Genomic DNA, 13,610 nt, shown 5'->3' with positions numbered 1-13,610 from the left:
ACTTGGACGCGACAGAAGGCAATCAGCGCATGAATAGGCCGAGCGAATTGCTGTTCTCATCAGCCCATGTCGACATCACGCCATCGACACCCATTCCGCTTGCGGGCTACATGCATCGTACCTCTCCCTTTACAAGTAGTTCCGGGCGGCTGGAAATTAATGGCGTCCGCTTTGCCTCTCACGAGCTCGAAGTTATCATCCTGTCGTTAGATGCTCTCTTCTGCGGAGATCTGGAAGGCGAGATCGCTGCGCGCGTGACGGGTACACCCAGATTACTGCTGCTGGCCAGTCATACGCATTACGCTCCGTCGTTAGACCGCAAGCGGCACAATCTCGGTATATTTACCGCCGGTTACATTGATGAGGTGGTGACTGCCGCCGTTCGGTTGATCGAAACGCTCAGGAAAGAAGCGTCGGCGATCAAGTCCGTCGGAACGGCCACCTCCGAAAATGCCGCTGCGTTCGCGATTTCTCGAAGAGGCCCCCGGTTTCGTATCGCTCGCCGCTGGCCATTCATTCGCAGGGAGATGTGCCTCGCTCCGGCGTTAAAACGCCAGATCGACACCCGACTTTCTGCTCTAGCGATAACAACAGAAGATAATGACACTCCTGCTGTCCTCTGGAACTGGGCTTGTCATCCGGTTTCTGCCGCCGATCCCCTCTCGCTATCATCGGCGTTTCCCGGAGCGGCCAGAGAAGGCCTTCGCGAAACTCTTGGCCAGAAGGCGAGCGTGGTGTTCTGCCAAGGATTTACCGGCGACATTCGGCCGAGATTTTTGGGACGAATCCCTAAACCGATGGATCTGGTCACAGGTTTTCCCGGGCCCTATTTCAGAGAGCCAGACCAGAACACCTATGATCGCTTCCTCTCGGGCGTGACCAGCGTGCTCACGAACTCTCTGAAGGCTGTGCGTTTCGGAGAGGCTATCACTCAACTCTCATATACAAGAACAAAACTGGCGCTTTCCTCGATCGCAGGGGACGGCGCCGAGGGCGACCTTACCTTCGACCACCTCCAAATAGCCGGTGCCTTGAACCTTGTCTGCATATCCGCCGAGCCCTTCAATTCATATGGGCAATTGATCCGGAATATTTTCGGTGACGATGCCTGGCCTGTGGGCTATTCCGGCGACGTGTTCGGATATCTGCCGGACAACAGGGCCATAGGGGAAGGAGGATATGAGGTTGTGGGATTCAGGCCTATTTTCGGGTTTTCCGGGCAATTTCTTCCAGATACCGAGGATCGCATCGGAACCGCATTGCGTGCCTTGAAGGAAGCTAAGCCTTATTCCTCATAGCACATTGAAATGATGACTGAATGTTTCAGCTTCGATCAACTCGACGACCAAGCCGGCCGGCAGATAAAAGAACTGCACGAGAGCCCCGCCGAAGGCAATTGCCGGCTTAGCGGTGCCAACGGGCAGAGCCTGTTGCGCCCGGAAATGATGAGCGCCTGCTTCCAAGCTTCGCACCCTGTAGGCGATTTGGTTGAGGACTCCAACCTTCGTCGCTGCGATCTTCTTTACCGGAGACTTATCCCCCAGAGGGGCTATCAGCTCGAACACCATGCCGCTGGCATCCTGCAAGAACTGAACCGAAACCCCCAACCCGGCGTCATCGAAGCGCTCGGTTTTGCCGACGATCGGCAGAATCTTCGCGAGCGACCAAAGACCCTGCTCGATGTCGCTAACCACTATCCCGCAATGATCGAACTGAAGCGCCAATTCGGCAGGCATCAATCTTTCACCGGCCGTCGTGCAATTACGCATGCGGAAATGGTCAACCGATGTTTCAAGGCCTGCGCCATCGTGTGGTTGGTCATAGGATAGAAAGCGGAAGTCTCGATTTCGAAACCGGCAGTGCGAATGGCATCGAGAACTTCATCAGGCGAACGCAAAAGGTAAAGATGATCCGGTGCAGGGCTGTTGATCGGGACATTCACATACAGCCGGCCGCCCGGTTTCAGAATCTGCAGCAAGCTTTCCAGCGCCAACTGGGGCTTTTCCAGATGTTCCAGGACTTCGGAGAATGTCACGCAGTCGAAGAGCTTCTCATCCTGGCGCGGAGCGTAGAGATCGCGCAGAGCCAGATCGACTTTCTTGCCATGCAAACCGAGCGTCTCAAGGGCCTCGAACGTCTGTTCGATGCTTGTCTTGCTCACGTCCCAACCGGAGACCGAGCCGTTCCGATCGTCCGATATCGCCTGATAGAGCAGCAGACCGTGACCGGGACCGATCTCCAGATAGTCATAGCCTTCGACAGCCTTGGCCAGGAATTCATTCTTGTAAAAGGCGTAACTTGCCGAGTGGTTGGACCAATAAACCTGTGTCAGCAGGAGGCCGTCCATGTAACGCCCCATGAAGGCTTTGTCCGAATAGACGAGCCGATTCGCTTCCTCGAAGGTCGTGAGGCGATAGTTTCCATTGCGGCGGAAGTAGATTTCCTCCTCGCGGACGATGCTGCAGATGAAATCATAATTTGCGCAAATCTCGCGCATTCTCTCGCCGCCCAGCGCTAATATCTGCGTTGACAATGTTTCGAGGAACGCAAAATCCCCGTTCGCCTCGCCCATGCGCGCTTCGAGATAGCGTCTGTGTTGCGGCGTCACGCTGTATTGCAGGGCAAGAAGTGCGTCGAGGTTGGGATAGTTTGTACCATCAACCACGGAGCTCCGTTCAGACATCCCTATTCCTATCTCTGTTCCGAAATCGAGTCTTTGATCAGTATCGGGGGTGCATATTCGCTATAGGCCGCAACTTCAAGCACCCAAGTGGTAGCGCCCGCGCTATCCTCATCAACGAGAGAAAAGCCCAGGCGTTCATAGTGGTTCTTGACCATCATGTTCTTCGCCGTGGGGATAAAGCGTCCGGTCACGAACGCTTTTCCACGCAATTTTGCCTGCCGAACCAGCCAGTCCAGCGTTGCTTCTTCCACTCGTCGGCCGAGAACGCGACAGGACATTAGCCATTCGGCGATTTCCAGATGCTCTTCACCATCCCGCGCCACCACGACACAGATCATACCATTGTCGCCGAAGCTGTCGACCAACCTTATCTGAGCCGTCAACATCGAAGGATCGGCTTCCAGCTGAGCAACCTCCGCCTCTGAGTATCGTATCGTCGTCAGATTGAACTGATTGGATTTGGAAACCAGCTGACTTATGCGCTTTCGCCCGGTGGCATCGAAGGGCGTGATGTCCATAACCATGTCCAGCGACTTCAAATAGTCATCATGGCCGGCAAAGTCCTTGAGCTGCGCGGCACGACGGCTCTCAGCCTGATAGTAGCCTGCACGCTGCTTGTCTTCCGCGGTGAGCCCCGCCGATTCGAAAAACCGTGCCGATTGTAATACCGGCAGCCATTCCGTGACGTCCTTTGGCAACTCCGGGACACTGACCTGGGGAAAGGCCATACGAACAATCGCACGTTCGGCCGGGTTGTCGTCAACGAATACGAAACTGTCGAGGCCGAGGTTCAGTGACTTGGATAAGGCCTCGATATTAGCGGCCTTGTCCTGCCAGTTTATCTGGAACATGGCGATATCGGTTTCGGCCAGCGCCATCTCAGGATGCGAGCGGATCGCATTGAGGGCAACAGCCTCATCATTCTTGGAAGAAAGGCAGATCAGCACACCTCTTTCGCGAAGCGACTTCGCCATCAGCTGTATCGCAAGATGGGCTTCACCGACTGGGCTGCCTGGACCGAGCGCCAGGTTCTCCACCCCGTCATCGCCGACGATTCCGCCCCAGAGCGTGTTGTCGAGGTCAAGCACAAGAACGCGTTTCGATTTGCCTCTCAGCACTGCAAGCAAGCGGCAAAGATGCTCGGCGTAGAGCGGAGACACGTCAGGGGCGAAACCATATTTTGCCATCGCCCGGTAGCGTGCCGAATGCCAACTGTCCAAGCCGACATCTTCGGCCAGGGAGGCAACATCCAGCAGCAACCCGCCGGTTGCACCAGCAAGATCGGCTATCCCGGAATTCGTGCGATGAACCACGTCCTTATACGATCCGACCAGTACGCGATCGACATGCATCCGGCTCTCAGCAGGATCTGGCGAAATTGTTTGGAGAATTACAGGTTTACCGAGTTCGGCACTCAGCATCTCCTGGATCGAACGTATTCTTGCCACAGAACGATCCACCAAGTTTTCGGCAGCGGCCTTATCGGCGAGCGCCGTGGAGCTGGAAAAAGCGTGGCAGTCATAGTTGACGACAACAACGTCCGGGCCGAAATCATCAACCCGTTGGCGCTCGCGCGCTAAAAAAGCCACCGGATTTTCATATTCGATGATAAGGGACGAAATCAGTAAACCATGACGCAGACCGGTGCCGGTCAGGATATCGCCCAGATGCTCCGCTGTGCCGTTGGCAAACATCAGAAGCTTGACCGGAACCAGGTCAGCAAGCTTAGCGCCATCAGCCTTGCGTATCGCACGACCAAGGCGCCGAGCGCCTGCGGCGTCCCATTCATAGTGAGAGAGACGAAGTAGTTGACCGATATCCACCGTCTCGGCAGCGTTACGCGCCTCCTCAACAACAGGAGCTGTCGCGTTCGGCAACCATCTCATCAGAGGTTTATTCATACTACCCGGCCAATTTCGCGACTGTATGCCGTCCTAGCTCTCGATGACTGAAATGATATCAGCCACTGAATGGACATCTTCGATCTGAGCTGCTTCGAACATGACGCCGAATTCGCGCTCGGCAGCAGCAATTATTCTGATCGTTGCCAGACTATCCCATCCATCAACAGTTTCAGGTGTAGCATCGGCATTAATTGTCAGATTGGGAAGATCCAGTTCATCTCTGAAAATCGTCTGCAGCCGCTGTAAAATATCGGCATTTTTCGTCATTCGAATACTCCGTCATATCGCGAAATTCTTCTATAGAAGGCCGCATGCATGTTCAAGGCCTTCCCCTGCGCGCAACCAGTGGGGGCTAGCCTGCCGGCCACTACACCCGCCTCCGGTTGATTTTCAAGCTCTCAAAGGCCGCTTCAAGTTGGCTCGCATAGGCATCCGCCGTCATCAAGGCCATCCTCTGCCTACCCCTCGCGGCCAACTCCCTCGAAAGGGCGGGATTTTCTGCCAAGCTAATCATCGCCTTGGCGATGGACTCGCTCGACATCGGATCAAACAGTAATCCCGCATCACCGATCTGCTCCGGAAGTGCAAGTATTCCCGAGGCGGCGACCGGCGTTTCGGCGAGGAACGCTTCGTAGACGGGAATGCTGACGCTTTCAAACAGCGACGGCATGATAAGCATGGTTGCAAGCCGATAGATCGCGAAGAGATCATCAGTTTCGACATAGCCGACGTGAATGACTTTGTTCTCCAAACCCGCAGTCTTTATAGAAGCCATCACGAGTTCATAGTCATCACGTTTCTTGCCAGTCAGCACCAATTTGAGATCAGGAACAGCCACCACAGCGCGGCCAAATGCTTTGACCAGGCGCAGGTGATTCTTGTGCGGCCAGAATTGCGCCGGATAAAAAGCGAAGCGATCCGGCAGTCGATAATGCTCACGCACCTTCGCAAGCTGATCCGCAGTTTCGACAGGGCGTTCGAGATTGATCGGCGGCGCGGGAACGACAAAGATCCTGTCAGCCTCGGTGTTATAGAACTTCACGATGTCTGACTTGACGTAATCAGACTCGCACAACACAGCGCCCGCTTTCTTCAACAGGTGCCGATAGATCCAATGCCTCCAGTTACGCTGCGTAAAGGAGAAATTCTCCGGGTAGTAGCGCTCCTGCAAATCATGGAGGGAGAATATGAATGGTTTGCGCGTATGCAACAGAACCGGCAAGAATGTTGGGGCAAATACCGCATCCTCTCCTTTGAACGAATCGGCAAGCCGGATTCCCGCGACGTGGGTAATGAGATCCCGGAGTAGCTGCCACCGCGTTGCTTCCAGGGGCTGGATGGGAAAGCCAAACGCTGAAAGGATCTTGTCGTCAGGATTGCCATACAGCGTAATGTCCCAACCTCTGACACGCTGCAGCGCCTTCAGCGTGGACTGAGTATATTGATAGGTACCCCCGGCATCCTCGGTGGCACGAGTGATGACACCGAGCTTCAAGATTTGCGTCCGTTTTCGATGGCGCTATTCAACACGCTGATCATGTTCCGGAAATTGCCCGAGGACAGGAAATTGGGTTTGCCGAAGCCAAAGCCGTTGCTCTGGTAGAGCTTTTCCGCGTTCGGAAATGCCGAGGCATAATTATCGGCGACACGCTCGATATCTCCGCGCAATATCCAATCCCGCCAGCCGCCTTGCTTGAAGAAGGTCAGGCTGTTGATCAGTTCGAAGTTTGCCTGCCAGGCAGGTACACCGGACACAGCAAAACGTGCGAGCAGATCCGCCTTTTTCGCACCGAGCTGTGTTTCATCGAGTTTCAGTACAACCTGCGTAAAGGCACTGGATGCAATGGCATCTCCAGATCCCAGGCATAGAGAGAGGCCCGCATAGCTGGCTATCTCACCCCTGAAATCCTCGACTGCATTACGCAGCTCAGCCAGATGCTTCGGATAGCCCTTCAATTGTTCGCGCGCCACCGCAGCAATGAGTTCCGACATGCGACCGTTCCAGGCAAGCGTGGTGGTGTCACGTACACCGAATTCGATCGCTCGATCGCCCCAATGACGAAGGGACCGCAGTTCGCGTGCAAGACCCTCGTCATTTGTCACGATCATGCCGCCTTCGCCCGTCTGAATAGGCTTAATGCAACCGAAGGAAAAGACACCCACATCGCCCCAAGAACCAGCCGGTCTGCCGCCGACAACCGCGCCCAAGCCAAGACAGGCGTCTTCGATCAGCTTCAAGCCGCGCTCGTTGGCGAGCGCACGGGCAGCGGCCATATCTTCTGGATTGCCCCACATATGGGTCGCAATCAGCGCCTTGCTGGATGGGCCGATGCGTCTGCGAACATCGTCGAAGTCGAGCATGAACGTTTCGGCGGAGACGTCGGCAAATATCGGCGTAACGCCGGCGTTCATCACGGCCAGCGCTGTTGCCGAGCAGGTATCGACCTGCACTACGGTTTCGTCTCCAGGTTTAAGGCCGAGCGCGCGCATCGACATCTGAAGGGCAACGCCGCCGCTTGCCACAGCAATGGCATATTTACTACCGACGGAGTCGGCAAATTCATGCTCCAAACGCTCATGGGCAAGACCCCGACCATAGGCCATGTTCCACTGCGAGCTTTCCAGCACGGCCTTGACGGCCGCAAGTTCATTTCCCATCACGCGTGGATAGACGCCCAGTGATGCGCCCATGAAGCGCTTCGCCAGTCTGATGACCAAATAGTAGAGACCCGGGCTGACCGTCCGCAACTTCACGAGCAGGGGCAGTAAACGATACAACATCTGGTTATTTCACGGGCTTGTGCGCAACAAAACTGTAAAGGCGCCCCGCCAACTTCGCCCGCCGCAGACGCCACAGACCCAGACGATGAACCCACATGCGCGGCAGAAATTTCATCAACAATATGCCTTGGGGCGACTCTTCAATCTTCTTCCTCAACAACTCCGGAGTGTTCGGATGAAGATTGATGGGAGAATCATAGGGCTCGATTTCCTGCTTGAGCTGCAATCCTGATTTGAAGATGGCATTGCGATAATCCACCAGCATGAAGGCGTTCTCACCGCCGTAATATTGATGATCGATCTGCTTCGACAGAAAGTCCTGCAGACTGTTTTCGTAATTGTCCACAACGTGTTCGCGGCAAGCCAGCAACAGCCCTCCAGGACGCAGGACACGCGCATATTCGCAAACCATCTCATCGAGGTTATGAGCGTGGTGCAGCCCCTGACGAACGTAGACGATATCGAAGCTGTTGTCGGTGAACGGCAAATTTTCGCCGAAAGCTTCAACAATCTTAGCCGTACTGCCGGTTTCGGACAAAACGTGCGTAATCGCCCCTCGTCCTACCGAGGCTGAACTATCAGGCTCCACAGTCGTGACGTCAAAGCCATTGCTGGCAAATGCGTAGGTGGCAATGCCGTTGCCGCCGGGGCAATCGAGAACGGCCCGCGCGTTCGGTCGATTGGTCTTGATGAGCTTCAGGACCTCCGAGAATTCCTGGCTGCCGGCAAACCGCCGCGCGTTTTCGACAAGATCGCTGGTCAGATAGGCTTGGTAGATCAGATCCTGATATTCGGGTGTAGCCCTCAGCAGGTTGATCGCCTCTTCCCACGTGTGGGTAAACTGTCTGTCTTTTTCAATCATCAACGATAGCTCTATTCTACGGCAGCGTTGTCGGGCGGAATTTCGATCTTACGAATTGGGCGCGCGGGGTTGCCCGCCACGATTGTATAGGGCTCTACGTCCTTCGTGACAACGCTGCGTGCACCAATCACGGCGCCTTCTCCGATGGTGACGCCCTTGAGAATTACCGCGTCGAAACCGATCCAGACCCTGTCACCGATAGTAATCGGCGCAGAGCCTACACCGGTCCAATCAATCTTGTCGAAACAATCGGGCTGACCATAGGTCTCGTAAAAATGCCGAACGGCGTTCACACGATCCCGCCAGTCCAGAGAGTGGGAATCGTGATCGTAGATAGTGACGTCCCAGGCTATCACCACGTCGTCGCCGAGTGTTACACCATTGCGGCACATGATGGTGCTGTTTGTGCCGATATAGCAGCGCTCGCCAATTTTCACTTGCCCCGTGCCGGCCTCGAAGATGATGCCGGCGTTGAGCATGCTCTGCTTGCCGATGGTCACATAGATACGGTCTTCCGCAGTCGCCAAAAAACGGACTCCGAAATTGCGCAGCAGAAGCGCCGAAGGATCAATCGACAGGTTCTTCGCAGCACGTCGCAGCCTTCGTCTCTGCAGCATGCTAATCAGCTTGAGGAGAAGATGCTTCATTGAGTGGCCACATTGTTGCGGCGGAAAACACAAAAGATGACCCGGTAATCGCATCTGCGGATTGTCGATGCACGCTCCGGCGAAACGAAACGCTCGGCGGGATTGCCACCGACTGCCGGCCGCGACGACGACCAGTCGTCCACCACCGCATTCACCAACTCCCATCCCTTGAAAACACGTTTGATCGTTGGCAGTTCGAGAAACCAGCCGTTGTTAAAATTGAGGATATCGGGTCCGGTCGTCAGGCTGATAACGAGTTCCGCGTCTTCGGTCATCACCCGTCCGAGTTCCGTGATAAAATTCGGAAGGCTGTTGGCATCGACATCATCTCCATATCGACCAAGCCCGATCAGCGGGAGTGTGACAGTCGACGAGAATACATCGAACGAACCATCAGCAAACGGCAGCGGTCGCGAAATATCGTGCCTTACGTAGTTCACATTGCTGATTCGGTCGAAGCAATCGGCAAGCACGACGGCAGTGATGTCGTGATATGCGGAGACCATAGCATTTTGCGTTTTCGGACTACCAACATCCAGGACGCGGTGACGCTTGCCGGATCTGGCCAGGCGATCCATCAGCCAGAATCCGAAAGCGTCATAGTGGGTGAAAAACTCAGTCGGATCCGCTGCTGCATCGCCAACGATCCGAGTCGGAATGCCGCGCAACGGATGATCGGCCGACATTGAGGCAAGATAGCTTCGAAGACGCGGCCGCATCTTGAAGATCGTCAGCTTACGAAATATCCGAAACAGAAGACCGGCGGGCGCATCCTTCATCGTGGGCGCATTTCCTCGAGAAGATCATTGATTGTGTCCGCAACACCTACAACCTCCGCCTCAGTCAAATCGTAGAAGGAAGGAAGGCAGAGGCCGCTGTCGGACTTCCGCTTCGATACCGCCAACGGGTCGCGCGCATACATCGGCATTGACGAAAGCGTGCAAAAATAGGGCCGGCTATCGATGCCACACGCCTTCATTGCGGCCATGAAGTCGTTTCTGGTCTTTTCGGTAAACCAGTCCACCTCCAGGCACACCATCCAAAAGACGCTTCTAGACCAGTTCATCTCTCGATTGAGGCGCACCTCACCATCGGTATGAATCGACTTCCGATACCAGTTCATGATGTCGATACGCTTTTGGATGAATGTATCGATGCGCTCCATCTGCGCCACACCCAGAGCTGCTTGCAGATTCGTCATCCTGTAATTGAAGCCGCGCTCGTGGTGCCAGTAGCGGCGTTCGGGGCTCATCGCATGGTCGCGGAGGTTTCGCGCCCGTTGGTAGAATTCCGGATCGTTGGTGGTGATCATGCCACCTTCGCCTGTCGTAATGATCTTGTTTCCATAGAAACTGAATACGCCGCAGTTGCCGAGACCGCCGACGCGTCGACCCTTGTATTCAGCACCGTGGGCTTCCGCAGCATCCTCGATAATCGCCAGCCCATGCTCGTCAGCTATCGCCTGCAGGGCATCCATATCAGCCGCATGTCCATAAAGATGAACAGGCATAATCGCCTTGGTGCGCGCAGTGATGGCGGCGGCAACGGAGGCGGGATCGAGGCAGAGCGTTTCCGGATCGATATCGACCAGTACCGGAACGGCACCGGTCTGAGCGACCGTATTGGCGGTAGCGACAAATGTAAGATCCGGCACGACGACTTCGTCACCTGCCTTGATATTCAGAGTTTCGAGCGCAAGATGCAGGCCTGTCGTGCCATTGCTGACGGCGATGGCGTATTTCACATCGCAGAATCTGGCAAAGCTCTCCTCAAAGGCATCGATATATTTACCGATGGAAGAAACCCAGCCGGATCGCACCGCTTCAAGGACGAGTTCTTCTTCTCGCGCGCCAATTGCAGGCTGGGAAATCGGAATCGGACGCATAACCATTAAATGCCTCTTACTGAAGCCTGACCCGTCAACCAACGAGGGTCAGGAATTGTGCCCACTGCTGCTCTTTTGCGTAAACATCTCGTACCATCGCGTTTCCGCGACTGGCTATAGCCAGACGATGTTCATGGCTTCCCAACAGATCTTCGATTCTGTTGACAGCTTCGGTGGCGGTTTTGTACGTGACTAAAGTGTCCCCGTCCAGCATGCCCTTGGGATAAATCCCGGCGTCGGAAAGCAGAAGCGAACCGCAGCCAAGCGCTTCAAAACACCTCATGTTTCCGCGTTCCATGCCGCTGATATCGATGGCGCCGTTGAGCACAATCTTGGCGGCACCAAGGGCCGCGTATAGCTTGCGACCGAAAATCGGCGGCCTGGAGACGGCGCGAAGCGATTTGGGACGACGATGTGCCGATAGATTGAGCAAACGACCGACAGGGGATTCAGCGATCGCCGTCAGCCTCGAGCGATCAAGATGCATGACAACTGTCCTGTCTTTGGCAAGACGGGCTACCTGTTCGAGAACGAGCGCGCGTTGCTTGTGATGGCGCGAATAACCACCAACAAAGAGAACGTCGATCTTTCGCTCATGATTGGCCGCATATTCATCCATCACCGGATCATGCCCCGGAAAAAACTCTGCGGTGCGGCATCCTTCCTTGGCCATCCGCTGCAGGATCGCCGGGAAATTTCCCACGATGAGATCGTAATTGGCAAAAATACCGGCATCACCCGGGGCTGCTCGCCAGGCTATGGTTCTCTTGACTGTTCCCGGCAATTTCTTAAGAAAAGTCGAATTCAGACGGACTGGATCAATCGTATAGAAAACTTCGGTTCCATGAGCTTCGATCTGCGCGAGGAGGATACTCTCCAGCGTCGCTGCAGGCTTTATCCCGTTTTGCCGCGCCCAGGCTCTCTGCAGCCTCTCATCGTCCCAGTTCGTAAAGAATGCGTCAGGGTCCTTGCGATCGATGGGCAGCAGAACATGGGCCGCCCCAAACCTGTCATCCAGAAACGCCTTTTTTTGGATTTCAAAACTGTCGGAAGGTCGCGTCAGAAGATGAAGAGCTGATTTGTAGGAGGGGTAGTAGGAAAAGCACTGAAACAATTTCATGTTCTTACCTGCGGCTCGGAGTTCCGTAGCGAGGGATCTGAAGTCGAGTCTGTCACCCAGCCGCGTAACAACATCGCTTGGAAATTCCATCTATATGCTCTTACAGGCGTGCCCGTATAAATCATCACCCGCATCGAAAAGTTGAAGCTGCGCAATTACCGCAAATTGGCAAGTTTGCAAGAAGGTTGCCCCTCTGGTTCATTCCGATAATTTCGTTAGCGTTTGCTGCGGTCCTTGTCTTCGTGACTAAATCCTCAATTCACGTTGACAATGTCCTGTTTGACGGCTCAGAGGTTCGCGGATGGCTCGCTTCCTACGGGCCTGCTGTAAGGTGGTTTGGGCTTTGTAATATTGCTTCTTCCTCTGGCGCCCCGTTCGGTTTACGGAAGCGTGCCTGTGGAATCCCCGACACGCTGGCTGTCCCCAGAAGAAAATAGAGCTGATATTCGTATGCTATTGCGCCGGAAATCATGGCTAGGCCGCAGGCCATAATGTAAAGAACGGCGACTGCGGTCTCGAATGCAGTCGCCTGCCTCCAACTTGCGAGTAACAAGCGGAAAAGAGGAGGGCCAATCACTGCCACTAGCGATATTACGCCAATAATTCCAAGTTCGTAACCGGCCTCCAAAACAATATTGTGAGGATATACGCCGCCATCGGCAGGCTTAAATATCCAGTTCGGGTATACATCGGCGAGATTCATTGAGTAGCTGCCGAAACCATGGCCGAAAAGTACAGTTGACGGGCTTTCAAACCAACCCAAAACTGCATACGTATACAATGTGCCCCTTCCCCAACTCAGGCCACGATGGCCCACGCAGTTGGTTTCTTTTTCCTCCTCACACTTCCCCACCAAGACGCTAAACTCTTCGGTATACTCAGCACGCGCAAAGGTCGCGCTATTAGGAAGTTCCACCGCGACAACATACATCAAGGCGATGATCAACAGACCTACAGAAATTGCCATTCGAATAGTTTGCGTTTTCGCCAGGAGGAGGAGGTAGCACAAGACGAAGAGCAACAATGCTCCACGCGAACCAATTTGCGTCAGTGCGACCGCTATTACAGCGCCAAATAGATGGTGAGCCCATCCGGGCATCTTCTTTGACAGCGCAGCCCAGGCCACGATCGCGCCGAAAGCTAGGCCATAGGCAACCAATTGGTAGTCAGTTTGGAAAGGAGGACGCCCCGCCTTTCGCGGGATGTAAAGTATGTCGCGAAATCCTAGTGCGTCCCAAAGGTTGCCGTAGTGGAAATAGCCAACCAGGATGGCGACGCTGAACGAACCGACGGCGACATATAAAACGAGAATTATTGCCTTCGGCCAATGTCCGGCTACCGCCCCTAGAACAAAAAAAGGCACCGATAAAAGTAAAAAACCATATAAATAAGTTGAATTATAACTTTCATTTCTACTTACATAGAAGTTTACAAAAATAACGGCGCAAAACAATATAAGCGCACCGAACGAAAACCGCGCACGCAAGATATATTGGATGAAAAAGATAGCAAATGGAAATGTTACAATGATAATTAAGCATACCCACCACCTTCCTTCAGTGAGGGGAAACCATTTTAAGAAAAAAAGGTAATTAAAAAACACCAACACCGAGGCAAATGCCGCAAAAGCCGGCCCCATTACTTGGTATGCCAATGCCTTTATCTTTCGACGCACGTCGGCGACTATTGCTAACTCAAGGTTCAAGATACATTGCCTTTGTGCTGACG

General features: G+C 54.2%; 13 protein-coding genes. 1 reads left to right on the top strand and 12 read right to left on the bottom strand.

Features of this window, described 5'->3' with window-relative positions; translation table 11 throughout:
- Positions 1-2: 2 nt before the first annotated feature.
- Positions 3-1,298 (top strand): hypothetical protein, encoded by a 1,296-nt coding sequence (locus tag CUJ84_RS02295; protein ID WP_158686892.1) that lies wholly within the window; start codon positions 3-5, stop codon positions 1,296-1,298.
- Here the strand turns inward: CUJ84_RS02295 and CUJ84_RS02290 are convergent.
- From CUJ84_RS02290 to CUJ84_RS02240, 12 genes are all read right to left on the bottom strand, one after another.
- On the bottom strand, positions 1,293-1,736 hold the full coding sequence (locus CUJ84_RS02290) for a VOC family protein (protein WP_158686891.1): 444 nt from the start codon (positions 1,734-1,736) through the stop codon (positions 1,293-1,295). The two genes, CUJ84_RS02295 and CUJ84_RS02290, sit on opposite strands and share 6 nt — an antisense overlap.
- The gene (locus CUJ84_RS02285) at positions 1,736-2,683 is read right to left on the bottom strand and encodes a class I SAM-dependent methyltransferase (RefSeq protein ID WP_105005021.1); all 948 of its coding nucleotides are present in this window, start codon (positions 2,681-2,683) and stop codon (positions 1,736-1,738) included. Before CUJ84_RS02285 ends, CUJ84_RS02290 begins: the two co-directional genes overlap by 1 nt.
- A gap of 8 nt (positions 2,684-2,691) precedes the next feature.
- A complete protein-coding gene (locus CUJ84_RS02280; RefSeq protein WP_105005020.1) occupies positions 2,692-4,584 on the bottom strand; it encodes an HAD-IIIC family phosphatase in 1,893 nt (630 codons plus the stop codon).
- 33 nt (positions 4,585-4,617) lie between these two features.
- On the bottom strand, positions 4,618-4,854 hold the full coding sequence (locus tag CUJ84_RS02275) for an acyl carrier protein (RefSeq protein WP_105005019.1): 237 nt from the start codon (positions 4,852-4,854) through the stop codon (positions 4,618-4,620).
- Positions 4,855-4,954: 100 nt separating this feature from the next.
- Positions 4,955-6,082, bottom strand: coding sequence for a glycosyltransferase family 4 protein (locus CUJ84_RS02270; RefSeq protein WP_105005018.1), 1,128 nt, complete (start codon positions 6,080-6,082; stop codon positions 4,955-4,957).
- Positions 6,079-7,368, bottom strand: coding sequence for a DegT/DnrJ/EryC1/StrS family aminotransferase (locus CUJ84_RS02265; protein WP_105005017.1), 1,290 nt, complete (start codon positions 7,366-7,368; stop codon positions 6,079-6,081). Before CUJ84_RS02265 ends, CUJ84_RS02270 begins: the two co-directional genes overlap by 4 nt.
- 4 nt (positions 7,369-7,372) lie before the next feature.
- Entirely contained in the window at positions 7,373-8,230 is an 858-nt protein-coding gene (locus tag CUJ84_RS02260; protein WP_105005016.1) for a class I SAM-dependent methyltransferase, read from the bottom strand.
- 11 nt (positions 8,231-8,241) lie between these two features.
- The gene (locus tag CUJ84_RS39150) at positions 8,242-8,877 is read right to left on the bottom strand and encodes an acyltransferase (protein ID WP_281069958.1); all 636 of its coding nucleotides are present in this window, start codon (positions 8,875-8,877) and stop codon (positions 8,242-8,244) included.
- Positions 8,874-9,656: a hypothetical protein gene (locus CUJ84_RS37820; RefSeq protein WP_158686889.1), complete on the bottom strand. Its 783-nt coding sequence runs from the start codon at positions 9,654-9,656 to the stop codon at positions 8,874-8,876. The genes CUJ84_RS39150 and CUJ84_RS37820 overlap by 4 nt, the downstream gene beginning before the upstream one ends.
- Positions 9,653-10,768: a DegT/DnrJ/EryC1/StrS family aminotransferase gene (locus CUJ84_RS02250; RefSeq protein ID WP_199788761.1), complete on the bottom strand. Its 1,116-nt coding sequence runs from the start codon at positions 10,766-10,768 to the stop codon at positions 9,653-9,655. Before CUJ84_RS02250 ends, CUJ84_RS37820 begins: the two co-directional genes overlap by 4 nt.
- A 28-nt stretch (positions 10,769-10,796) precedes the next feature.
- Complete coding sequence (locus CUJ84_RS02245; protein WP_245457511.1) at positions 10,797-11,972, bottom strand: glycosyltransferase; 1,176 nt, start codon at positions 11,970-11,972, stop codon at positions 10,797-10,799.
- 223 nt (positions 11,973-12,195) lie between these two features.
- Positions 12,196-13,587: an O-antigen ligase family protein gene (locus CUJ84_RS02240; protein ID WP_105005012.1), complete on the bottom strand. Its 1,392-nt coding sequence runs from the start codon at positions 13,585-13,587 to the stop codon at positions 12,196-12,198.
- Positions 13,588-13,610 lie beyond the last annotated feature (23 nt).

The organism is Rhizobium leguminosarum (assembly GCF_002953715.1).
Classification (GTDB): Bacteria; Pseudomonadota; Alphaproteobacteria; order Rhizobiales; family Rhizobiaceae; genus Rhizobium; species Rhizobium leguminosarum_V.
The sequence above is the reverse complement of the archived record's forward strand: the minus strand, read 5'-3'. Positions and strand labels throughout refer to the sequence as shown.